General features: G+C 62.1%; 18 protein-coding genes and 2 pseudogenes. 9 read left to right on the plus strand and 11 right to left on the minus strand.

Annotated features, from left to right (window positions below):
* Positions 1-13: 13 nt before the first annotated feature.
* The 8 genes from JC607_RS15540 to cysQ all read right to left on the minus strand — a co-directional run bounded on the left by JC607_RS15540 (position 14) and on the right by cysQ (position 9,179).
* Positions 14-997 (minus strand): SIS domain-containing protein, encoded by a 984-nt coding sequence (locus JC607_RS15540; protein ID WP_198837817.1) that lies wholly within the window; start codon positions 995-997, stop codon positions 14-16.
* Positions 978-1,592, minus strand: a complete 615-nt coding sequence (locus JC607_RS15545) for a ribonuclease D (protein WP_198837818.1) — start codon at positions 1,590-1,592, stop codon at positions 978-980. The genes JC607_RS15540 and JC607_RS15545 overlap by 20 nt, the downstream gene beginning before the upstream one ends.
* 219 nt (positions 1,593-1,811) lie before the next feature.
* The gene (locus JC607_RS15550) at positions 1,812-3,227 is read right to left on the minus strand and encodes a sulfotransferase family 2 domain-containing protein (protein WP_198837819.1); all 1,416 of its coding nucleotides are present in this window, start codon (positions 3,225-3,227) and stop codon (positions 1,812-1,814) included.
* 6 nt (positions 3,228-3,233) lie between these two features.
* Positions 3,234-4,976, minus strand: a complete 1,743-nt coding sequence (locus JC607_RS15555; RefSeq protein WP_370584824.1) for a beta-1,6-N-acetylglucosaminyltransferase — start codon at positions 4,974-4,976, stop codon at positions 3,234-3,236.
* Positions 4,973-5,983, minus strand: a complete 1,011-nt coding sequence (locus tag JC607_RS15560; protein WP_198837820.1) for a glycosyltransferase family 2 protein — start codon at positions 5,981-5,983, stop codon at positions 4,973-4,975. The genes JC607_RS15555 and JC607_RS15560 overlap by 4 nt, the downstream gene beginning before the upstream one ends.
* A 229-nt stretch (positions 5,984-6,212) precedes the next feature.
* Entirely contained in the window at positions 6,213-7,292 is a 1,080-nt protein-coding gene (locus JC607_RS15565) for a glycosyltransferase family 2 protein (protein ID WP_198837821.1), read from the minus strand.
* A gap of 4 nt (positions 7,293-7,296) precedes the next feature.
* Entirely contained in the window at positions 7,297-8,196 is a 900-nt protein-coding gene (gene galU / locus JC607_RS15570; protein WP_198837822.1) for a UTP--glucose-1-phosphate uridylyltransferase GalU, read from the minus strand.
* Between the two features lie 179 nt (positions 8,197-8,375).
* Complete coding sequence (gene cysQ / locus JC607_RS15575; protein WP_198837823.1) at positions 8,376-9,179, minus strand: 3'(2'),5'-bisphosphate nucleotidase CysQ; 804 nt, start codon at positions 9,177-9,179, stop codon at positions 8,376-8,378.
* Between the two features lie 231 nt (positions 9,180-9,410).
* Here cysQ and JC607_RS15580 point away from each other — a divergent pair, with 231 nt between their 5' ends.
* The 5 genes and pseudogenes from JC607_RS15580 to radC all read left to right on the plus strand — a co-directional run bounded on the left by JC607_RS15580 (position 9,411) and on the right by radC (position 15,184).
* Positions 9,411-10,235 carry an ABC transporter permease gene (locus JC607_RS15580; RefSeq protein WP_198837824.1) on the plus strand — a complete coding sequence of 275 codons (825 nt, stop codon included), beginning with the start codon at positions 9,411-9,413 and terminating at the stop codon, positions 10,233-10,235.
* Positions 10,232-10,912: an SH3 domain-containing protein gene (locus JC607_RS15585; protein WP_198837825.1), complete on the plus strand. Its 681-nt coding sequence runs from the start codon at positions 10,232-10,234 to the stop codon at positions 10,910-10,912. Before JC607_RS15580 ends, JC607_RS15585 begins: the two co-directional genes overlap by 4 nt.
* A gap of 213 nt (positions 10,913-11,125) precedes the next feature.
* Positions 11,126-13,042, plus strand: a pseudogene (gene dnaK, locus JC607_RS15590) (molecular chaperone DnaK); the annotation flags it as partial.
* A gap of 69 nt (positions 13,043-13,111) precedes the next feature.
* Complete coding sequence (dnaJ, locus tag JC607_RS15595; RefSeq protein ID WP_092899663.1) at positions 13,112-14,269, plus strand: molecular chaperone DnaJ; 1,158 nt, start codon at positions 13,112-13,114, stop codon at positions 14,267-14,269.
* A 138-nt stretch (positions 14,270-14,407) separates the two neighbouring features.
* The gene (radC, locus tag JC607_RS15600) at positions 14,408-15,184 is read left to right on the plus strand and encodes a DNA repair protein RadC (protein WP_198837827.1); all 777 of its coding nucleotides are present in this window, start codon (positions 14,408-14,410) and stop codon (positions 15,182-15,184) included.
* On the opposite strand, the gene JC607_RS15605 is transcribed toward radC, so the two are convergent.
* Positions 15,185-16,717, minus strand: a complete 1,533-nt coding sequence (locus JC607_RS15605; RefSeq protein ID WP_198837828.1) for a phosphate ABC transporter substrate-binding/OmpA family protein — start codon at positions 16,715-16,717, stop codon at positions 15,185-15,187.
* Between the two features lie 626 nt (positions 16,718-17,343).
* Positions 17,344-20,070: a preprotein translocase subunit SecA gene (gene secA / locus JC607_RS15610; RefSeq protein WP_198837829.1), complete on the minus strand. Its 2,727-nt coding sequence runs from the start codon at positions 20,068-20,070 to the stop codon at positions 17,344-17,346.
* Between the two features lie 185 nt (positions 20,071-20,255).
* On the opposite strand from secA, the gene JC607_RS15615 reads away from it, so the two are divergent.
* The 4 genes from JC607_RS15615 (at position 20,256) to JC607_RS15630 (ending at position 23,295) form a co-directional block, all read left to right on the plus strand.
* Positions 20,256-21,125 carry a peptidylprolyl isomerase gene (locus JC607_RS15615; protein ID WP_198837830.1) on the plus strand — a complete coding sequence of 290 codons (870 nt, stop codon included), beginning with the start codon at positions 20,256-20,258 and terminating at the stop codon, positions 21,123-21,125.
* A 15-nt stretch (positions 21,126-21,140) separates the two neighbouring features.
* Positions 21,141-22,511 (plus strand): bifunctional glutamate N-acetyltransferase/amino-acid acetyltransferase ArgJ, encoded by a 1,371-nt coding sequence (gene argJ / locus JC607_RS15620; protein WP_198837831.1) that lies wholly within the window; start codon positions 21,141-21,143, stop codon positions 22,509-22,511.
* Between the two features lie 113 nt (positions 22,512-22,624).
* Positions 22,625-23,023: a (deoxy)nucleoside triphosphate pyrophosphohydrolase gene (locus JC607_RS15625; RefSeq protein ID WP_092899649.1), complete on the plus strand. Its 399-nt coding sequence runs from the start codon at positions 22,625-22,627 to the stop codon at positions 23,021-23,023.
* A gap of 122 nt (positions 23,024-23,145) precedes the next feature.
* Positions 23,146-23,295 (plus strand): hypothetical protein, encoded by a 150-nt coding sequence (locus JC607_RS15630; RefSeq protein ID WP_198837832.1) that lies wholly within the window; start codon positions 23,146-23,148, stop codon positions 23,293-23,295.
* 71 nt (positions 23,296-23,366) lie between these two features.
* Here the strand turns inward: JC607_RS15630 and glyA are convergent.
* Positions 23,367-23,680 (minus strand): annotated as a pseudogene (gene glyA / locus JC607_RS15635) (serine hydroxymethyltransferase); the annotation flags it as partial.

Genomic DNA, 23,680 nt, shown 5'->3' on the forward strand with positions numbered 1-23,680 from the left:
CCGTCCTCCGGTTTCAGGCCACGCCTGCGCGCAGGCAATCATGGATATGCAGGGTCCCCTCTGCCAGCCCGGTCACATCGGTGACCATCAGACAGGTGATTTTGCGCTCATTCATCAGGCCAAGCGCCTCGACCGCGAGGGTCTCGGGCGCGATGGTCAGCGGGCGGGCGGTCATCACTTCACCGGCGCTGAGGCTCAAAAGCCCGTCCATATGCCGCCGAAGGTCGCCATCGGTGATGATCCCTTGCAGGAGGCGGTCGGTGCCGGCCACGCCGACCACGCCGAACCCCGCCCGGGTCATGGTGATCAGCGCGTCAGGCATCGGCGTGTCAGGCGCAATCAGCGGCGGGTCACGGTGCATCAGATCACGCACCCGCAAGAGCCGCGCGCCGAGCTTGCCGCCCGGATGGAAGGTGCGGAAATGCTCAGGCGTGAACCGGCGATGTTCCATCAGCGCAATCGCCAGCGCATCGCCAAGCGCCAGCGTCATCGTGGTCGATGTGGTCGGCACGATGCCGGTCTCACAGGCCTCAGGCACAGTGGGCAACAGGATCGCCACATCGGCCTCGCGCAAGAGCGTCGACCCCTCGCGGCCCGCAATGCCGATCAGCGGAATGCCAAAGCGGCGCGCATGGGCCAGCATATCGGCGAGCTCCGGCGTCTCGCCGGAATTCGACAGCATCAAAAGGACATCGCCTTCGGCAATCATGCCAAGATCGCCATGGCTGGCCTCAGCCGGATGTACGAATTGCGCCGGCGTGCCGGTGGAGGCAAAGGTCGCGGCCAGCTTCCTGCCGATATGGCCCGATTTTCCCATGCCCGAGACGACCACGCGCCCGCGTGCCTTCAGGATCAGCGCGACCGCATCGGTGAAACTCTGGCCGATGGCGCCTGCCAGGACGTCCAGCGCCCCGGCCTCGCGCCGGATCACCCGCTGGCCGGTGGCCAGCAGGGCGGCCGGATCAATGATGGCCGGATCAATGGTGGAAGATGTCATTCAGATCATCCCAGCCCAGCAGATCCATTTCGGCCCGGACCGGCAGGAAGGCGAAAAGCTGCTCTGCCAGCGCCAGCCGGCCTTCGCGCGTCAGTTTCTCCTCCAGCGCCGCTTTCAGCCGGTGCAGGTAAAGCACATCTGACGCCGCATATTCCTTTTGTGCCTCGGTAAGCTGCTCCGAGCCCCAGTCCGAGGTCTGTTGTTGTTTCGACACATCGACACCAACGAGATCGGCGAGCAGGTATTTCAGCCCATGACGGTCGGTATAGGTGCGGATCAGCTTGGAGGCGATCTTGGTGCACCAGACCGGAGCGGTGGTGACACCAAACGCGCGCTTCATGGCAGCAATGTCGAACCGGCCGAAATGGAAGAGCTTGAGCACTGCCGGATCGGTCAGCAGCCGCTCGAGATTGGGGGCTGAGGTCTGGCCGCGCGCGATCTGCACCAGATGCGCGTCTCCCGTGCCATCCGAGAGCTGCACCACACACAGCCGGTCGCGGCGCGGATCAAGCCCCATGGTTTCGGTGTCGACAGCGACGACCGCGCCAAGGTCGAGCCCGTCGGGCAGGTCGTTCTGATGCAGATGAATAGCCAATTGGGTCACTTTCACACGGATGCCAGATGGAACTAATCCTCCACCCGGTCCCGGTCAACTGCGGCAATCCTCTTGGCGGGCGTTGCAGGGGGCGCTGCCCCCACCTCCTTCGGAGGCCCCCCGGGATATTTAAGGACAGAAAATGAGAGCAGAAGAGATCTATTTTCTGTCTCTAAATATCCCCGCCGGAGGCATCCACCGATGTCAGATGCGGCGGTGTCAGGCCTTCCAGCGGCCGAAGCCAAAAGCGGAATAATCCCTGGGCCAGGCGTCCTGCGCGGCGGTTTCCAGCGCTTCGCACCAGATGTTTTCGAGCGCGCCTGTGGGTTCGGGGGCGATGGTAAAGGGGGGCGATCTGAACCCGCGTTCAGAAGCGAGATGCGCGAAGCCGGTGGCGAGCCGCTCTTCGCGGATCACCAGATCGGGGCTGCGCAGCCCGGCAAAGCCCTGCAGGATCGCGGTCTGGCTCGCCCAGTGCGGATCGACGCGCTGGCTGGTCTGGCCGCTCAGCGAGAGTTTTGCATAGCGCAGAAACGCCAGGAAGGCCGCGCGGTGGCGGTCGATATCGGCGAACGCCTGGCCCCTGGGCGGCAGTTCGGCATGATGGGCACGGATCAGCGCATTGCGGTGCTCTTTCAGGCGGCCCGAGACGATCAGGTCGAGAAAGGCGGTATGGGCGCGCAAGAGCGGATGGCGCAGCACGGTAAAGCTCAGATTGCCGGGATGCGACATTTCCCAGTCGCGCAGCGATTTGCGGCTGAATTCGCCCCTCACATCGCCAAGTGCCGCAAGCCAGGCTGTCACTTCGGTCACCGGCCCGCCCTTGACCGGCATATAGAGCAGGCGGTCCTGGTCTGAGGCGATGAAAGACGGCACGGCTGCGCTGCGGCGGGGTTCGAAATTCGGGGTCCGCGCGAGGTTGAAACGGTCCAGCCGCGACAGCGCCTCTTCCATCACCTGCGGATTGGTCACCTTGTCGGCAATCGCGCCGGGGTTTTGTTTGACCAGCGTTGTGTCCACCGCCTCAAGCCGGGCGCTGACGCCCAGCCAGGCCGCCAGACCATTCAGAACTTCGAGATCCTGAATATCCTCATAATCGATATAAAAGGCCGTCTGGCCCGAGACCTGCAGCCTGTGCATCAGACGGATCTGGAACTCCTGCACATTTTCCAGATGGGCCTCAAACCCGGCGGGTTCAAATTCGGCCCGGGCGGTTTTCAGGTTTTTGACATTGGTCAGGCGCCATTGCTCGGTCGCGCGGGCAATCTGCCAGGAAATATAGCTTTCCAGCGGGTTGCGGGTCAGGATGATCTTGGCGCAGGCGGGATCATCCATCACGGCGGGCAGGATGCGCTGGTCGTGATCATGGAAATAGCGAAAGCCCGAAAGGCCCGGGGTCTGGTCATGCATGGCGCGCAACAGACCCAGCGGATCCTTCTCGCGCGCCTCCATATCATAGCCGAAGCCCTCTTGCCGCTTTGCTCCGCCCATGAACATCGGGTTGAACATCTCCCCGAGGCAGGTGACGCCCTCGAGCGCGTTCAGATTGGCTTCGAGGAAATTCGAGCCGGTCCGCATTTCGGCCAGCATGACGAATGAGGTAAAGCGCGGCCCCGCCGCTGCTGTGTCAGACATTGGGGGTCACTTCACCAGATAGGGGCGCGGGCGGCGGTTGCCGGGGCCGGGGATCTCGCCGCCGGCAGGGAAATCGCCCATCAGTTCGGGCTTCATCCCCTGGTTGCGCAGGTTTTGCAGGAACTGGCCAAAGCCGGTCAGATCCCTGAGGCGCGGCACCTCGGTCAGGCGCCGGAGCGAGCGCGGGCTGATTTCGTCAACGATCATTTGCAGCGGTTCCATCGGGTTCTCGACGAATTCCGCGAGGTTCCAGACCCGGACGCGCGCCTTCACATCGGGGGCGCGCAACAGGGTCAGCATTTCGGCCTCGATGCGCTGAAGCCGGGCCGCTTCGGCCCTGATCTCGCTGAAATTCAGGTTGGAGTGGAACAGGGGAACCGAGAACGCGCCGGAGACGACCGAAATCTGCGCATGGGGATCGCCGGCGATAAAGGGGATGATCTTCTGGCTGTCACGCGGGCTGAACTGGAAACATTGCCGTTCGCCCCTGGTGTTCCAGATCAGGCTGGTCAGGAAACTGCGCGGGTTATAGTCGCGCAGCCGTGCGGAATTGCTCAGCGAGCCGTTATAGATCACCTCGCCGCCGGCGAATTCGACACCTTCGGGGGCGAAGAGATGGCCATGCACCCTGGTGCCCGAGACCCGGGAAAGCCAGGTGTCGAAATCCTCGAACAGTTCGGCAAAGCCCTCAAACACCGAATAGGCGGCGGCGGTGCGGCCATTTGCCTGCTCACGATTGGGGAAGCGTGACTGCATGTAAAGCCCGGCGCGGCCCATGGTACGGCGTTCGACCGCTTTGGCGAAAAGCCGGTCGATCTTGCCGGGATTGGGCTCGGCGCGCGGCTGGCTGGCAGCGTCGGGATGCAGGAAGGTGTTATAGAGCCGGTTCGCCCGCGGCCAGATCTTGCGCGCGATAAAGCAATCCGAGCGGCGCAGGAGCTGCAGGTGATCATCGTAGAAAACATGCGGTTTGCCCTGGAAATCGAATTTCGACAGGGTCAGCGAGCGGCTTTCGACGCTGGTGGAAAACAGCCGCACCAGCGACTGGAAATAGCTTTCATCCGGAATCCAGACGCGGCGGAAATAGGTGTCATAGCTGGCGCGGTCAGGGCTTTCCAGGATCGCCGAGAGCGTCTGGCGGGTCAGGCACCACCATTGGCTGCCCAGATGCGGCACAAGGCTCAGCGGCATTCTGCGCCGTACTTTCAGCCGGCGCTGCAGCTCGACATAGGTGTCAAAAAGCCAGCGGTTCTTGCGCCAGGAAAACGGAAAGCGCAGCGTGAACCGTTCGGCATTCAGCCCGCCGACCGTCCAGCCGACATCCGCGGTGGTAACGCTTTCGATGAAATCAGTGCGCGGCCGGGCGTCGAGATAGTCGCGAAATTCCTCGATCGGGCGCAGCGGCAGGCAGGATCCCGATACGAGGCAGACATGGCGCACCTCGGGAAAGTCCTTCAGCATCAGTTCGCTGGCTTCCTGGGTGGCGGCCACAATCCCCCAGGTGCCCCATTCGCAGATATGGCGCGGTGAAAAGCGGATGTTTTCCAGATCCTTCAGCTGATCGCACAGGATGTCGAATTTGGCATCCGGGGTCGAGCGGTCGACATGGATCACGACGGGGCAGCCGCGTTCGGCCCAGTAGCGCGCCACCTGGGCCGCGCGGTGCAGCGCGGTATGGCAGAGCATAACGAAGCCCAGACTGTTCTGCCCCGGGCTGCTTTTCCCCGGGCTGCTCTTCCCGGTGCTCATGCCCAGTTCCCCTTGGACATGAGGCCCAGAATCTCCAGCTGGCGCCAGTTGATGTATTTCTCGCTCCATTTGCACCAGAAATCGGGCTGTTGCTTCAGCCCCTCCAGATAGGCCTTGTATTCACGACTGTCGGCATAATGTTCGCCGCGCGCCATTTCTTCCTGCGCCTTGGCTGCAAATGTATCCAGGAACTTGGCATGAAGAAGGCAGCCTGAGGCCTTTTCGCCCCCCCATTCGTCAAAGGCGAGGTTCAGCCCGCGCGGCAGCAGCATATGGGTCGAGCTGATATAGGCGTAGCTTTTGTGCCAGCGCACCAGCGGCACCTTGTTCAGCGCCGGTGCAGCGCGCGGATTGGTGGCAAAGAAGGTGCGCGCCCTTGGCCCGCCCTGGATCCAGAGATTGCCATAACCCCAGTTGCGGCTGATCGTATAATTGCCGGAATCGAACCATTCCGCGATCTCGAACGGGTTCTGGCCCTCGCGGTAGGGCTGATCCTGGACCGGGCCTTTGGGATACATATCCAGCAGCATTGCCGAAAAGGCGCGGATGCCGCTGGTGTCGAGCCAGTCGGTCAGCGCCCGCAGAGGCCGCGTCTCGCAAAACGGGTAGATCAGGAATTCATCAACATCGACGGTCAGGCACCAGTGGCCATGACCGTAGCGCCGCAGCAGCGCGGTGATCCAGTCCATGCCGAAACGGCTGTTCTTATAGCTTGCCTTCGTGGTCCAGAGCGAGACATCCGGCTGGCTCGCGAGATAGTCGCGGCTGCCATCGTCGCTGTCATTATCCACGAAAAAGAAATGGCTGACGCCGAGATCGCGGTAATAGGCCAGAAACCAGGGCAGGCGAATCCGCTCGTTTCTCAGCGTGCAAAAAAGCAGGACGGCACCGCCGCGGACCGCATCCGTGCGCAGCGCGATCGGGCGCAGCTCGCGGCCCCGCAACATCGCGCGGCCGATCAGGCGCTTGCGGCGCAGGCGCAGGCGGTAGGATCCGGTCAGGCTCATGCGGGCCTCCGGTCGCAGCCGGCTGCACCGACCCCGAACGGGGAGCGCCGGGCCTGTCTTCCCCCCGCACCTTGACGGCCTGGGCTGCGTTTTACATGAACCGGCACCATAGTCTTGCTTTTGTCATCTGGCATTGTTTCCATTATGGAAATTGCTATCCTGATAGCTAGAGATATGCCGTCACAAAGTAAACATTTCACCAGGCTGAAAGATGTTTGCAGGCGGCGGCTCATATCCAGCCCCCGCGTGACATGAGGCCAAGCGCCTCCAGCTGGCGCCAGCCGGTATAGCGGCGCGATTGCGGGGTCTTCAGCTGCGGCGCGGCAATCAGCCCGTCATAATAGCTGCCAAAGCGGGTGGGATCGGCGAAATGCTGGTGGCGCTCTTTCTCCTCACCGGATTTCGCAATGATTTCAGGCAGGAATTTGGTGTGGAGCAAAACGCCCGAGGTCATCTCGCCGCCGGTCTCGTCAAAGACATGGTTGAGCCGTGCGGGAAGCAGCGAATGTGTCGAATTGTGCCAGGCATAGCGCCAGGACCATTTCACCAGCGGGATCTTGTTCAGCGTTGGGGCGCGGCGGGGATCATCGGCAAAGAACGCCCGCGCGCGTGGGCCGCCCTGGATCCAGAGATTGCGCAGCGGCTGTTGCACCTGGAGGCTGTAATTGCCGGAATCAAACCATTGCAGCAGGTTAAGCGGGTCGGTGCCGGGGGTATAGGGCTGCTCTCCCAGCCGGTCTTCGGGGTAGAGGTCCAGCATCATTGCGGGCATTGACCTGCGGCCCTTGCCGTCCAGCCAGGCGGTCAGCGCGGGCAAAGGGCGGGTTTCGTGCCAGGGGTAGACCAGCAACTCATCGGCATCGAGCACGAGGCACCAATGGCCATTCCCGTGCCGCATCAGCACCCAGTTCAGCCAGTCCAGCCCGAAGCGAGATTTGCGATAAGAGCCGGGGGTTGACCAGAGCGAGACATCCGGCTGATCGCGCAGCAGGGCTTCGCTGCCATCCGTGCTGGCATTGTCTATGACCAGGAAATGATCCACGCCGAGCCGGCGGTGATGCGCCAGAAACCAGGGCAGCCGCGCCGCCTCGTTCCTGACCACCATCGCGCAAAGAATGGCGCCTTTCCGGATCGCTCCGGTGCGGTCGGTCAGCCGGGTGAGCTCGCGTCTTTTGCGCAGCGCCCGCGCCAGCAGAAGGCGGCGCCGGTTGCGCAACCGCCAGGCCCCGATCAGGCTCTGGCGGCTGTCTTCAGCGGCCGGCAATTCGCCGATCGCATATGTCAGGCGGGGGGCTGCGCCCGCCGTCATGAGCTTACTCAGCCGCCTTGAGCTGCACCATCATGTCATGGAGATAGGCCGTGAACTCATCGCGCAGATCGGGGCGCGACATGCCGAACGCCACGGTCGCCTGCAGAAAGCCCGCTTTCGAGCCGCAGTCATAGCGCATGCCCCGGAAGCGGTAGCCGTACACCCCGGTGCCGCCCCAGCCCGCCTCTTCCGCGATGGCATCGGTCAGCTGGATCTCGCCGCCGGTGCCAAGCTTGGTTTCATGCAGGTTGTGCAGCACTTTCGGGTCAAGGATGTAACGCCCGATCACCGCGAGGTTCGAAGGTGCATCCTCGGCCTTCGGTTTCTCGACCATCCCCTTTGCACGCACGATTGAGCCACGGTCCTCGGCAATATCGAGCATGCCATAGGACGATGCTTTCTCGGGCGGGACTTCCATCGCCGCAACCATATTGCCGCCGGTTTCCTGATAGGCCTCGACCATCTGCGCGAGGCAGGATTGCTCTGCAGCGATCACGTCATCGGGCAGAAGCACAGCGAAAGGCTCATCCCCGATCAGGCGGCGGGCACACCAGACGGCGTGACCAAGGCCAAGCGGGCGATTCTGGCGGACATAGGCGATGGCGCCGGAATCCATATTGGTGTCTTCCAGCACCTTCAGCAGCTCGGTCTTGCCCTTGCGGTTCAGCTCGCTTTCAAGCTCGGGGGCGCGGTCGAAATAATCCTCAAGCGCGGATTTTCCGCGCGAGGTCACGAAAATGAACTCAGTAATCCCTGCAGCCCGCGCTTCGTCGATCGCATATTGGATCAGCGGGCGGTCGACGAGGGTCATGATCTCTTTGGGCACCGACTTGGTGGCCGGAAGGAAACGGGTACCGAGGCCAGCGACAGGGAAGACGGCTTTAGTGACTTTTTGGGGCTTCATGATCGCACTCGTGTTTATTCCGGCGCAGCATTTGCACCTCAATTTGAGCTCTTCCCAGAACAATTTGTCCTGAATTTGGCGCCAACGTGTTTCTAGGCGAGATTCTGCTAAAGTACAGCGCGAAAGCGTGTGACGAATTCTGCCTCAGGTTGAATTGTGCAAACCTCAGGCAATGCGGTTCAGCCCGGATCCTTCAGAGAGACTGCGGGGGCGCGGGCAATGAAGAAAGGATTGTCCCAGCCGGGTTTGCCATAGGTCAGGGGGGCGTGGCTGTCGAAATGCAGCACCTCGCCGCCGGCCCCGCGCAGCACGGCATCCCCTGCGGCAGTGTCCCATTCCATGGTACGGCCCAGGCGCGGATAGAGATCGGCCTCACCGGTCGCGACCAGGCAGAATTTCAGGCTGGAACCGGCGCTTTTCGAATCCCTGACCGCATAAAGATTGATATAGGCATCCGTGGCCGCATCGCGGTGCGATTTCGAAGCCACCACCATCAGCGCGCCGTTATCCGGCGCCGCATTGACCCGCAGCGGCGTCAGCGCGCCGGGTCGGGCCTTGTCGAAGGGGCCGGCCTCCTCGACAGCGGTGCCATCGGCCAGGGTATAGAAAAGCCGTTCCTTTGCAGGCGCATAGACAACACCATGGCGCGGTACACCATTTTCGACATAGGCGATATTGACGGTGAAATCCCCGCGGCGCTGCACGAATTCCTTGGTCCCGTCCAGCGGATCGACGATCAGGAAGGTCGAGGCGGTCAGGGCATGGCTTGCGGCCTGTTCCTCGGTGATCAGCACCAGGTCTGGAAACTCCGCGCGCAACCCGGCCGAGATCAGCGCATCGGCGGCCTCATCGGCCTCGGTCACCGGGCTCGAATCACCCTTGGCCTTCACCTCGAAATCCGGGCCGTTATAGACTTCCATGATCCGGTCCCCGGCCTCGAGCGCGAGGCGGCGTATGACGGTGACGAGGCGGTCAAAGTCCATGAAATGCTCCGGTCTGGTCTGATGGGGCGCGAAATGGCGCCTGTTGCCACAGGGTTTGCAGCCCTTTATCCTCGCGCAGAAAGGGATCGGCAAGCAATCGCTGCCAGAATTCCAGGAACTGCCCCGTTTCAGACGCTTTTCCAGGGGATAGTCTGCCGACCGCAGGGGGCGCTGCCCGCGGTTCGGCAGTGAAGCACGGCGCGACGGCCAGAGGCAGCAAGGGCATCATCCATGTTCCGACCAGAGGCGCAACGGATCTCGCATATGCGGACCGGCTTCGAACTTATCGAGGTGATCTACCACGCCACCGTGCGCCAGCTGCGCGGCTCGCATTCCAATGCGGTGGTCGCTTTGGTGATGAATGTGCTGCAGGCGGTGCTGGTGCTGGTGCTGTTTGTGGTGATGTTCGATCTGCTGGGGATGCGGCGACTGGCGCTGCGCGGCGATTTCATCCTTTATGTGATGTCGGGCGTCTTCATGTTCCTGACCCATGTGAAAGCGCTTGGCGCAGTGGCGGCGGCGGACAGCCCGGCCTCGGCGATGATGATGCATGCACCGATGAACCCGATCATCGCGGTGGTCTCGGCTGCGCTGGCGGCGCTGTATAAGCAGACATTCGCGGCCGGGGTCATCCTGTTTGTCTATCATGCGGTGATGCAGCCGATCACGATTTTCGATCCGGTCGGCACCCTGGGGATGTTCATCCTGTCCTGGGCCTCAGGCGCGGCGATTGGCCTGATCTTCTACGCCGCAAAGCCCTGGCAACCGGATCTGGTGGGCATTCTGTCGACGATCTATCAGCGCGCGAATATGATCGCCTCGGGCAAGATGTTCGTGGCCAATCAGGCCTCGTCCTGGCTGCGCAGCAAATTCGACTGGAATCCGCTCTATCACACGATTGACCAGGCGCGTGGCGATATTTTCCTGAATTATCAGCCGCGCTACACCAATATCGAATATCCGATCTGGGCGGTGATGGTCTGTCTGATGATCGGGCTGATGGGCCAGTTCTTCACCCGCAAATATGCCTCGGCCAGCTGGGGGAAACGCCGGTGATCCGCCGCTGTCTCACGGGTCTCGCCGTTGCGGCCCTGGCCATTATGGCTCTGGCTCCGGGCGCGGTTTTGCAGGCCGAGACCCTGCCCGCGCTCTATTCTGTCGAGGGCGTGGCCGCTGATGATGTGCTCAATATCCGGGCCGCGCCCGAGGCAGGGGCGGCGATCCTTGGCACCATCGCGCCCGGCACCGAAGGGGTCGAAGTGATCCGGCTGAGCGAAAGCGGCAAATGGGGCCAGGTCGGCACCGCTGAGGGCAATGGCTGGGTTGCGATGCGCTATCTGCGCCCGCTGCCGGTGGCGAGCCGCACCACCCCGCGCCCCTTCCTCTGTCACGGCACGGAACCGTTCTGGAGCCTGAACAGCGGCGGCGCTATTGGCACGCAAAGCGGTGCATGGGCCGCACCGGAGGACAGGCCGCAACCCCTCGCGGTGCTGTCGGCGCTGGATCTGTCCGAGCCCCGCTTCGCCGCACCTTCGGGGGATATGGTCTGGTTCGTGAGCCTTGCCGGAAAAACCGCAAAAGGGGCCGTTGAGGTCTTCAGCCTGACCGTCACGCGCGGCACCTGTTCTGACGGCATGTCCGACCGGGTTTACGGCTTCGAAGCCTTTGTCGCGCGCCAGACGAAGGGCGAGGCGCGGGCCTTCCAGGGCTGCTGCACCCTTGACGCGCGCTGAGCCTTGCCCTGCGAGGCGCCCGATTGCGTGCAGATCGGGCACAGGATCGTGAAAAATCGCCGCAGACTCCGCCCATGTCCCGTTGCAGGCGGAATTGCCCCTGCCTATATACGGCCAGTCAAAGGGTGATGCGTCACCCGTTCCAATCCATAACCCTGATCCTGTGCCGAAGTTTCCGGGCAGCGACAGGGGAGATCGCCTGAAGAAAGGGATACAAATATGGCCAAAGTCATCGGTATCGACCTCGGCACCACCAACTCCTGCGTCGCCATCATGGATGGCTCGCAACCGCGCGTCATCGAAAACGCGGAAGGCGCCCGCACCACCCCGTCCATCGTCGGCTTCACCGAGACCGAGCGTCTGGTCGGTCAGGCCGCCAAGCGCCAGGCGGTGACCAATGCCTCGAACACCGTTTTCGCGGTGAAGCGTCTGATCGGCCGCCGCATCGGTGATGCCGAAGTCGAAAAAGACAAGAAGCTCGTCTCCTATGACATTGTCGATTCGGGCAATGGCGACGCCTGGGTCGAGGTGCGCGGCGAGAAATATTCGCCCTCGCAAATCTCGGCTTTCATCCTGCAGAAGATGAAGGAAACCGCCGAATCCTATCTGGGTGAAACCGTCACCCAGGCCGTGATCACGGTTCCCGCCTATTTCAACGACGCTCAGCGTCAGGCCACCAAAGACGCTGGCAAGATCGCTGGCCTCGAAGTGCTGCGCATCATCAACGAGCCGACCGCAGCTGCGCTGGCTTATGGTCTCGACAAGAAAGAGACCAAGACCATCGCGGTCTATGACCTTGGCGGCGGTACCTTCGACATCACCATTCTGGAAATCGATGACGGCCTCTTCGAGGTCAAATCGACCAATGGCGACACCTTCCTTGGTGGCGAAGATTTCGACATGCGCATCGTCCAGTATCTGGCCGATGAGTTCAAAAAGGACAATGGCGTCGATCTGACGCTGGACAAAATGGCCCTGCAGCGCCTGAAAGAGGCGGCTGAAAAGGCCAAGATCGAGCTGTCGAGCGCAAGCCAGACCGAGATCAACCAGCCGTTCATCTCGATGGACAAGAACACCGGTCAGCCGCTTCACCTGGTGGTCAAGCTGACCCGCGCGAAACTGGAAAGCCTGGTCGGCGATCTGATCGTCAAGTCGATGAAGCCCTGTGCGGCCGCGCTGAAAGACGCTGGCCTGTCGAAGGACGATATCGACGAGGTGGTTCTGGTCGGCGGTATGACCCGGATGCCGCGCGTGATCGAAGAGGTCACCAAGTTCTTCGGCAAAGAGCCGCATAAGGGCGTGAACCCGGACGAAGTCGTTGCGATGGGCGCAGCCGTTCAGGCTGGCGTGCTGCAGGGCGACGTGAAAGACGTGGTTCTGTTGGACGTGACCCCGCTTTCGCTTGGCATCGAGACGCTGGGCGGTGTTTTCACCCGCCTGATCGACCGCAATACCACGATCCCGACCAAGAAATCCCAGGTCTTCTCGACCGCCGAGGACAACCAGTCGGCTGTGACGATCCGCGTCTTCCAGGGCGAGCGCGAAATGGCGGCGGATAACAAGATCCTTGGCCAGTTCAACCTGGAACAGATCCCGCCAGCCCCGCGCGGTGTGCCGCAGATCGAAGTGACCTTCGACATCGATGCCAACGGCATCGTGTCGGTGTCGGCGAAAGACAAGGGCACCAATCGCGAGCATAAGATCACCATCCAGGCCTCGGGCGGTCTCTCGGATGAGGATATCGAGAAAATGGTCCGCGACGCCGAGGCCAATGCCGATGCCGATAAGGCACGGCGTGAGCTGGTCGAGGCGAAGAACCAGGGCGAGAGCCTGCTCGATTCCACGAAGAAATCGCTGAAGGAACACGGCGAGAAAGTCGATCCGTCGACCGTTGAGGCGATTGAATTCGCCATGGTCCCGCTGGAAGAGGCGCTGAAAGGCGAAGATGCCGGCAAGATCAAATCGGGGATCCAGAACCTCACCGAGGCGGCAATGCGGCTTGGCGAGGCGATCTACAAGGCGCAGGCCGGCGAGGCCAGCGACGACGATGGCGACGCGGCGCGTCCGGTCGATGATGACACCATCGTCGATGCCGACTTCGAGGATCTTGGCGACAACAAGCGGAAGTAATTCCGATTTGACCGGAAACGGGGGCGGCCCAATGGGTCGCCCTTCGCCGGTCAGGAGAGGGCTTTTGCTATGGCAAAACGCGACTACTACGAGGTTCTCGGGGTATCCCGCGGGGCCAGCGCTGATGAGTTGAAGAAAGCCTATCGCCAGAAGGCGAAAGAGCTTCATCCCGACCGCAACTCTGACAATCCCGAGGCCGAGGCTCAGTTCAAAGAGGCGAACGAGGCCTATGACGTTCTGAAGGATGCCGAGAAGAAAGCCGCTTATGACCGCTTTGGTCATGCGGCCTTCGAGGGCGGCATGGGGGGCGGTGGCCAGCGCGGCGGCTTTAACCAGCAGGGCGATTTCGCGAGCGCGTTCTCGGATGTGTTCGAGGATCTCTTTGGCGACTTCATGGGCGGGCGAGGCCAGGGCGGCGGCGGCGGTGGCCGGCAACGGGCGCAGCGTGGCTCGGATCTGCGCTATAACCTGCGGGTGTCGCTGGAGGAGGCCTGGAAGGGCGTCCATAAGACGATCTCGGTGCCGGGCTCGGTGCAATGCGATATCTGTCATGGGTCGGGGGCCGAAGGCGGCGCCGAGCCACAGACCTGTCCGACCTGTTCGGGCATGGGCAAGGTGCGGGCGCAGCAAGGCTTTTTCACCGTCGAACGCACCTGCCCGAACTGCTCGGGCACCGGTCAGATCATCAAGAACCCCTGCAAGAACTGCCACGGGGCAGGGCGGCTTGAAAAAGACCGCCAGTTGTCCGTCAACATTCCGGCCGGTGTCGAGACCGGCACCCGCATCCGGCTCGCCGGTGAGGGCGAGGCGGGGCTGCGCGGCGGACCTTCCGGCGATCTCTACATCTTTATCGAGGTGAAAGAGCACGCACTCTTCCAGCGCGACAGCGTGCATCTTTTCTTCCCGGTGCCGATTTCCATGGCCCGCGCCGCGCTTGGCGGCGAGGTCGAAGTGCCGACCATCGACGGCGGACGGAGCCGCGTGAAGGTCCCCGCCGGTGCGCAATCCGGGAAACAGATGCGGCTGCGGGGCAAGGGCATGCCGGCGCTGCGCGGCGGCGGGGTCGGCGATATGGTGATCGAACTGCGGGTCGAAACGCCGGTCAATCTGACGTCGCGCCAGAAAGAACTGCTGACCGAATTCGAGAAGCTCTCAGAAGAAAACAACCCGGAGGGGTCAAATTTCTTTTCGAAAGTCAAAGGCTTCTGGGATGGGATGAAGGGCTGACCCGTTCAGTCCGGGCGATATTGGGGCCGGTTCCGCGGGCGGGGCCGGCCTTTTTACTGCCTGCATGCGGCTGTGGATATTTCTGTGTTTAACTGTGGTATTAAGTCTTTCTAAACCGCTGGGCCGCAATCTGCTGGCATGGCAAAGCATCATTCCTTCGCAGAATCATCCATGCCGCCCTTTCTCCCCTTCGGGGATGAGGCCCTTGCCACGCCGGTGGCAACTGCGCCTGGTGGGCGGCTTCCGAGCTATATCCAGGACCACCGCCGAAGGTTGCGCACCCGTTTTCTCGAAGGCGGGGCGGTGGCGATGCCCGATTACGAGCTTTTGGAACTGCTGTTGTTCCGGGCGATCCCCCGGCAGGATGTAAAGCCGCTGGCGCGTCTGCTGCTCGAGACCTTTGGCGATTTCAACCGCGTGGTCACGGCGCCGCTGGTCCGGCTGATGCAGGTGAAGGGTGTTGGCGAGGCAGTGGCGCTGGAGCTGCATATCGTCGGCGCGGCGGCGCAGAGGATGATGCGGGCGCGGGTGATCAACCAGCCGGTGCTTTCCTCCTGGGATGCGCTGCTGGATTATTGTCATACGGCGATGGCGCATCGAGAGACCGAACAGTTCCGCATCCTGTTTCTTGACCGCAAGAATGTGTTGATCGCAGATGAGGAACAGGCGCGGGGCACCGTCGATCACGTCCCGGTCTATCCGCGCGAGGTGGTGAAACGGGCGCTGGAACTGAACGCTTCGGCGCTGATCCTGGTCCACAACCACCCGTCGGGCGACCCGACGCCCTCGGATTGCGACGTCACCATGACACTTCAGGTTCAGGATGCCTGCCGCGCGCTGAACATCACGCTTCACGACCATCTGGTTATCGGAAAGGGAAGGGAAATGAGCTTCCGCTCGCAGGGCTATCTCTGATCAGAGCGGTTCAGGCGTGAAATTCGGCACGATCCACAATTCGACTCGCCGGTTCAGCCGGCGGCCAATGACGGTCTCATCGCAGGCCATCGGCAGGGCCTCGCCAAAGCCCTCGGTCACCGGGATCTGATCGGCCCGCAGATCCGGTGCGAGATCCGCCAGATCCTGGGCCACCCGTTCGGCGCGTTCCGCTGAAAGCGCCTTATTGGCACTTGCTTCGCCCTTGCCGTCAGAAAAGCCGGCAAGAATCAGCGTCTTGGAGGGGAAGCTCTCGGACGCGATCATCCGCGCCAGCTGGGCCAGGTTCTCCTGGCTGCTCGCATCAAGAATGGAGGTGTTTTCTTCAAAGCGGAAGGTCAGCGACAGCCGGTCAGCGCCGTTCATCACTTCGGCGAGCCGTTTCAGATCGCCAAGCGTCACATCATCGCCGGCGCCGAGGATCGCATTGATCAGCCGCAGACCGTCCTGGGTCATCGGCGCAGCTTCGACCGAGCGGTCGATAAAGCCGGCCGCGGACACAACATGGCCCGCGCGGGGGGTGGCGGTGAACTCCAGGAACTCGCGCGCGAAAACCGGAATGCGACGCGGGGCGGGGATCAGGAATTGTGGCAAAGCCAGGGGATAGTCCTCGGCTTTGACAGAAATCGGCAGCGGCAGCAGTGGAAAGCCGCAGCTGTCGACAAGCGGTGCGGGAATCGCGGGGGCCATCTCGGCACGTCCGGTGATTGCCAGGGCCCAGGGGTCTTTCGCCACCGCCTCGGCGAGGTGCTGCATATCGGGGTGAACTATATCGGCCTTTATCGGCGCGCCGAGGCGTTCCGACAGGGCGCGCGTCATGTCGGTATCGGGCGCCAATGCGTGAAGGACGATCGGCATGTCTGGCCCGCCGAGGTCGCGCCAGTTCTTCAGCTGACCCGCGAGAACCTTCGCCAGGTTGACGGTCGAGATCTTCGGCGTCGGATTGCCCGGTGCCATCACCGGAACCAGGGCGTCCAGCGCTATCGGGCGCGCTCCCGAAGCACGCGAGGGCGAAGCGGAGAGCTCCATTTCAGCGGCACCACTTGCCAGCGCCGCCTGGGCCTGGCCCGGCAGCATTGGCGAGAAAGAGATATCGGCAAGGACGGTATCATCCTGTGCCTTGTAGATTTGCGCCGCCCAGGAGGCGTCATTTTGCGGTGTCACTTCGCGAAAGGCCAATCCGCGCACGGCGGCAAAGTTGCTGAAAAGGCCAGGCAACAACCGTGCTCCGGCATCCGGGGCGCCGACCACGCGGATATCGGCATGAGGGGTGGTCAGATCCGGACAGGCCGGACCCTCGCAGATCACGCCCTGGCCATCGACGGTCAGCAGCCCCCAGGCGGTTTCGATCCGGTAAAACTCGCCGTCATAGCCCTGAAGGCTGCCGGGCAGGACGATACTCCCCTCACGCGAGATCAGCGTGATATCCTGCGCCTGGGCGGGCTGCACGACAGGCGAGTGAGACAGGAAAAACAGCACAGCGAAGAAAATCGCCGCGCCTGGCCGCGTTAGCATCTTTTCCCACCGGGATTAATTCACCAACGCCATTTTCCGCTGCGATGCCGGATTCTTCAACACCTTAATGGAGGGAACCGGCCTCAGCTGAGCCAGACCACGCGGAGGGATGCTCAGGCGCCAGGATGTGTGATGGCGGCCAGAGGTTTCGGCGGCGCAACAATTGCAAATCTGTCAGGGCCAGGAGGCAATGCTGACTGATCATCGCTGGGCTCAGGTCGGGCAGGGTCGGCGAGGGGCTCATCCTGGATCTGCGGCGGATGGATGACTGTCACGGCCGCGCGCGCGCCGGCCCCGGATTTCGGACGGACCCGGTGCTCTGCCCCGGCGACAACCTGTTGCAGCCCACCGAGTGAGCCGGCCTTTGCCACCTGCCCGGGCTGGTTCTTATGCATCGTCTGCACAAGATGCCCCGCGCCCAAAGCGAGGAAGAGAACCATCGTCACGCGCAAAATAGTGCGTTTCGTACCCATAGTCAGCATACCCGGAATCGCCCGCATTGGTGCAAATATCGCGAGAGATCGCGGCAATCCCGTGGCGAGCCTGTGGAATGTTTCCCATAAGAGAACCACCGAATTGAAAAGGGGCGGTTAATGCCGCCCCTTCTCTGCCATTTTTCCGGATTTTCAGACCAGTTTGCCGTGGCAATGCTTGAATTTCTCGCCCGAGCCGCAGGGGCAGGGATCATTGCGGCCCGGATTGCCCCAGCTGGCGGGGTCCGATTCGTCAAAGCCTGACGCAAGCGGCGCTGCCGGCACGGGGTCTGCCGGCGCGGGGTCGGCGGGCGCAGTGGCCGGCCCGACCTCGATCCCGGCGGCGGCCTGTTGCTGCGCCAGCAATTGTGCCATCATCGCATCCTGCTCTTCTTTCGAGAGCGGGCGGATACGCGACAGCTGTTCCGTCACCTGCAGACGCAGGCTGCCAAGCATGGTCTCGAACAGCTGGAAGGCCTCGGTCTTGTATTCGTTCAGCGGATCGCGCTGCGCATATTGGCGGAAATGGATCACCGACCGCAGATGTTCCAGCCGCAGAAGATGATCGCGCCATTTGCCGTCGATGGCCTGCAAAAGCACCTGCTTTTCGATCTGCACCATGGTTGTGGCGCCAAAAGCCTCCAGCTTTTCAGCCATATAGCGGTCGGAATGTTCGATGATGCGCTCGGCCATCGCGGCCTGGTCGACACCCTCTTCTGCGGCCCATGTCTCGATGGGCATATCCATGTTCAGCCGCTGGCGGCCTGCCTCGCGCAGGCCCTCAAGGTTCCAGGCGTCGGGATAGGTTTTCGGCGGCATGAATTCATCGACCATGTCGTCGATCACGTGGTGGCGCATATCCTCGGCGATTTCCGAGACATGTTCGGCCCTGAGGATGTCCTGGCGCTGGCTGAACACGGCCTTGCGCTGGTCATTCATCACGTCGTCAAAGCGCAGGAGCGACTTGCGCACGTCAAAATTGCGGCCTTCGACTTTTGCCTGGGCTTTTTCCAGCGATTTATTGACCCAGGGGTGAACAATCGCCTCGCCTTCCTTCATCCCCAGCGTCGAGAGGATCTTGTCGAGCCTTTCGGACCCGAAGATCCGCATCAGGTCATCTTCCAGCGACAGGAAGAACGACGAGCGCCCCGGGTCACCCTGACGGCCCGACCGGCCGCGCAGCTGGTTGTCGATGCGGCGCGATTCATGGCGTTCGGTGGCAAGCACGAAAAGCCCGCCGGCGTCGAGCACCTTCGCCTTTTCATCGGCATGTTCCGCCTCGATCCGGGCACGCAGCGCCACCGGATCTGCCTCCGGATTGGCGTCCAGCTCTTCGATCACCTTCATCTCGACATTGCCGCCGAGCTGAATATCGGTGCCGCGTCCGGCCATATTGGTCGCAATGGTCACCGCACCCAGACGGCCGGCATCGGCGACAATCTTCGCCTCCTGCTCATGCTGGCGGGCGTTCAGCACGTTATGCGCGATGCCTTCGGCTTTCAGCATGGCGGAAAGCTCTTCGGATTTCTCGATCGAGGTGGTGCCGACCAACAGGGGCTGACCGATCTCATGCGCCTCACGGATGGTCTCGACAATGCCGAGGAACTTCTCGCGGGCGGTGCGGTAGACCTGATCGTGTTCGTCCTTGCGCGCCACGGGGCGGTTGGTGGGCACTTCGACCACGCCAAGCCCGTAGATCTGCATGAACTCTTCGGCCTCGGTCGCGGCGGTGCCGGTCATGCCGGCCAGCTTGTTGTAAAGGCGGAAGTAATTCTGGAAGGTCACCGAGGCGAGCGTCACGTTTTCGGGCTGGATCGTCACGCCCTCTTTCGCCTCGATGGACTGATGCAGACCGTCCGACAACCGGCGGCCCTTCATCATGCGGCCGGTGAATTCGTCGATCAGCACGATTTCGTCATCACGGACGATATATTGCTGGTCGCGGTGGAACATCTTATGGGCGCGCAGCGCCTGGTTCATATGGTGAACGATCGAGGTCGATTCCGGCGCGAAAAGATGCTGGCCTTCCGGCAACACGCCCGCTTCACGCAAAAGCTCTTCGATATGGTCGTTGCCGGCTTCGGTATAGGTGACGTTGCGGGCTTTTTCGTCGAGGGTGAAATCCTCTTCGACCAGCGAAGGGATCAGCCGGTCGACCGAGAGATAAAGGTCGCTGCGGTCCTGGCTCGGCCCCGAGATGATCAGCGGCGTGCGGGCCTCGTCGATCAGGATCGAGTCGACCTCGTCCACAATCGCGAAATTATGGCCGCGCTGCATCATCTCTTCAATCGAGCCCTTCATATTGTCTCGAAGGTAGTCGAAGCCGAGCTCGTTATTGGTCGCATAGGTGACATCGGCGGCATAGGCGGCGCGCTTTTCCGGGTCGGGCTGCCAGGGGTAGATCACGCCGGTCGTCAGGCCGAGTTTGGCATGAACCTTGCCGATGGTGTCAGCATCGCGTTTCGCGAGATAGTCGTTGACGGTCACGACATGCACGCCCTTGCCGGTCAGGGCATTGAGATAGGCCGGAAAAGCCGCGACAAGCGTCTTGCCTTCGCCGGTCCGCATCTCGGCGATATTGCCCTGATGCAGAAAGATCCCGCCCATCAGCTGCACATCAAAGGCGCGCAGCCCCAGCGAACGTTTCGCCCCTTCGCGGCAATTCGCGAAAGCTTCGGGCAGGATATCGTCGAGGCTTTCGCCGCCGTCCTGCACGCGCTTTTGAAAGTCCCGGGTCTTCGCGACAAGGCCCTCATCGCTCAGCGCGGCAAATTCCGGCTCGAGCGCGTTGATTTTGGCGACCAGCGACCGAGTGGCCTTGACCTTGCGGTCATTGGCGGTGCCAAAGACCTTTTTCGCGAGCGTTCCCAGACCCAGCATGATCTCTCCGTGCGGTCGTTCCTGCGTGATCTCGTGAGGCTGTGACTTGCCCGCCCTTAACGCCTTCCATAGAAAAGCCGGGTAGGTCCGTATTTGCGCCCCGATCACGCGACTGTCGCGATGTAAGGGCTGCAAGGATCATAGTCAACGTTCGCAGGCTCTGCGGCAGATCGGGAGAAGCTGAAATGGCCATAGAAAAGCGTCTGGGGGCTGCCGTTTTCTGGGTGGCCGCTGCTTTCGCCGGGCTCGCGACCGGGCTTGCGAACGGGCCGGCCCTGGCAGAGGGGGAAACCGCCGCGACCGTGGTCGCAACCGTGAACGGGACCGAGATCACCCTCGGCCAGATGATCGCCCTGCGGGAAAGCCTGCCCGACCAGTATCTGAGCCTCGCCGATGACGTTCTCTTCAAGGGCATCCTGGAACAGCTGATCCAGCAAGAGGCCCTGGCTCAGGCCCATAGCCAGAAAAGCCCGCGCGACAAGGCGGTGATCGTCAATAACGAACGCGGCTATTTCTCGGGGATTGTGATTTCGGATGTGGCCAGTGCGGCGGTGACTGATGCAGCCCTGCAAAAGGCCTGGGATGAGAAATACGCCGATCATGTGCCACAAAAGGAATACAGTGCGGCGCATATCCTGGTTGAGACCGAGGCCGAGGCGAAGGAGCTGAAGGCCGAGCTGGATGGCGGCGCGGAGTTCGCGGCTCTCGCGAAGGAAGCATCGAATGATCCGGGGTCGGGAGAGCAGGGGGGCGAGCTGGGCTGGTTCACGCTGGACCGCATGGTGAAGCCCTTCGCGGATGGGGTGGCGGCTGCGACCCAAGGCAAGGTGACCGATCCGGTGCAGAGCGATTTCGGCTGGCACCTGATCCTGGTTCATGAAAGCCGCGACCGCCCGGCTCCGACGCTGGACGAGGTGCGCGATGTGCTCGCGGGTGAAGTCGAGGAACGTGCCATTGCGGCGAAGATCACCGAGCTGACCGGCGCGGCGACAATCACAAAGCCGGGTGAGGGCATCGATCCGGCTCTTTTGAAGAACAACGCTCTGATTGACTGAGCGGCGGGGGATAGAATGGCAAAGACTGACTGGAAAGCCGAAGCGAAGAACCTGAAGAAAAAGGTGCGCAAGCTGAAAGACCGCGTGACCGAAGCGGTCTCCGGCGCGGCCTCTGGCGCGCTGAACGAGGTCGCGGCGGTGGTTCACAAGGCCGCGCATCCGGTGTCGCCGCTGGCTCCGGCCAGTTTCCCGGCGCTTCCGGTGATCCGGGGGGCAGAATTTGCCTCGATCGGGGCCGGGATCAAATATCGCAACCGCAAGGATGTGATGCTGGTGCGGCTTGCCCCGGGCACGGTGATGGCCGGGACCTTTACCCGTTCGACCACCCGTTCGGGCTGTGTGCGGGATTGCGAGGCGAAACTGGCTCTGAAGGCGGCGCCCGGCACCGGGGCGGCGATCATTGTGAACTCGGGCAATTCCAACGCTTTCACCGGTAAGGTCGGCGATAAGGCGGTGGCGGATGTGACGGGGGCTGTCGCGAAAGCGCTCGGGATCCCGGCCACGCGCGTATTCTCCTCCTCGACCGGCGTGATCGGCGAGCCGCTGCCGGCGGAGAAGATCACCGCCGTGATCGGTGATCTCACCGAGAGTCTGACCGAGGCCGCAATCGAAGGCGCCGCTCAGGCGATCATGACCACCGACACCTTCCCCAAAGGCGCCACCGCGACGATCGAAGGCGAAGGTGGCCCGATCCATATCGCCGGCATCTCCAAGGGCTCAGGCATGATCGCGCCCGATATGGCGACGATGCTGGTCTATATTTTCACCGATGCAAAGATCAGCCAGGCGGGCCTGCAGAAACTGGTCTCGCGCCATGTCGATGACAGTTTCAACTCGATCACCGTCGACAGTGACACCTCGACCTCTGACACGCTGCTGGTCGCCGCAACCGGCCAGTCAGAGGCCGCACCCCTGAAAGGTGCAGTGCTTAAGGCATTCGATGCCGCGCTGGCCCAGGTGATGCAGGATCTCGCGCTTCAGGTCGTGCGCGACGGCGAGGGCGCGACCAAGCTGATCGAGGTGCGGGTCTCGGGCGCTGCGACTGATGCGGATGCGGCAAAGGTGGCCTTCGCCATTGCAAATTCGCCGCTGGTGAAAACCGCAGTCGCCGGCGAGGATCCGAACTGGGGCCGCATCGTGATGGCGGTCGGTAAATCCGGCGCCCAGGCCGAACGTGACCGGCTTACCATCCGTTTCGGAGATATCCTTGTGGCGGAAAAGGGCTGGAAATCACCGGGCTACAGCGAAGATGCCGGCGCCAGCTATATGAAGGGCCAGGAGCTGGTGATCGATGTCGGCCTTGGCATGGGCCGCGCAAGGCGCACGGTCTGGACCTGCGATCTGACCGACCGCTATGTCGCGATCAACGCCGATTATCGTTCCTGACAGTTTTCTTTCCGTAAATATCCCGGGGGTGCGAAGATCGTTTGCGCCACCGGTTCAACCAACCGATAGTCGCCGGGGGCAGCGCTCCCGGCGCCGGCCAGACTGAGAGCCATATGAAAACCCTGCTCGTTTCCGCCGTCGCACTGATTGATGCTGATGGCCGCATTCTTCTCGCACAGCGCCCGCCAGGCAAAAGCCTCGCCGGTCTGTGGGAGTTTCCCGGCGGCAAGGTCGAACCGGGTGAGACCCCGGAGGCCTGCCTGATCCGCGAGCTGAAAGAAGAAATCGGCATCGATACCTGGAAAAGCTGCCTTGCGCCGCTGACCTTCGCCAGCCACAGCTATGATGATTTTCACCTGTTGATGCCACTTTTCGCCTGCCGCAAATGGGATGGCATTCCGGTGGCGCGCGAGGGTCAGGTTCTCGCCTGGGTTGCGCCTGACAGGCTGCGTGACTACCCGATGCCGCCTGCTGACCTGCCCCTGATCCCGATTTTACGCGACTGGCTGTAAGAGATGCCGTGACAATTGTGACTTTTCTGCGGCTTCTGTTTCCGTTTCTTTAAATTATCTATTTCAAAATCGAGCATGTTGAGTGAAACTTAATTAAATTCCTGTGGGGGAGAAGGTTAGGAATGTTGCGCACAATCTCAATCGGCAGCTGCATTTCGGTGCAGGGTTTGATGGTCAGCCAGAATGCGGATGGTACCGTAGTGATCCGGGTGGATGACCGCACCTATACCGGGCGCCCGGTTGCGGCGACCGGGCAAACCGGTCGCGCCTGACCTCAGCTAGACCTCATATCACCACAAAAAAAGCGCCGGGTTTCCCGGCGCTTTTTGTTTGTCAGATGTGGTCAGAGTGTCGGGTAAAGCGGGAACCTGTTGCACAGGGCCTGGACTTCGGCCTTCACTTTGGCCTCGACATCGCCGTTGCCGTCTTCGCCATTGGCGGCGAGCCCATCAACCACTTCAACGATCCACCGCGAGATCTGGCGGAACTCGGCCTCGCCAAACCCACGGGTGGTGCCTGCCGGTGCACCCAGACGGATGCCCGAGGTCACGAACGGCTTTTCCGGATCAAACGGCACGCCGTTCTTGTTGCAGGTGATATGGGCGCGGCCAAGCGCCGCCTCGGCCGCCTTGCCGGTCACTTTCTTGGGCCGCAGAT

This window comes from Paracoccus sp. IB05 (assembly GCF_016405985.1).
GTDB lineage: Bacteria > Pseudomonadota > Alphaproteobacteria > Rhodobacterales > Rhodobacteraceae > Pseudogemmobacter.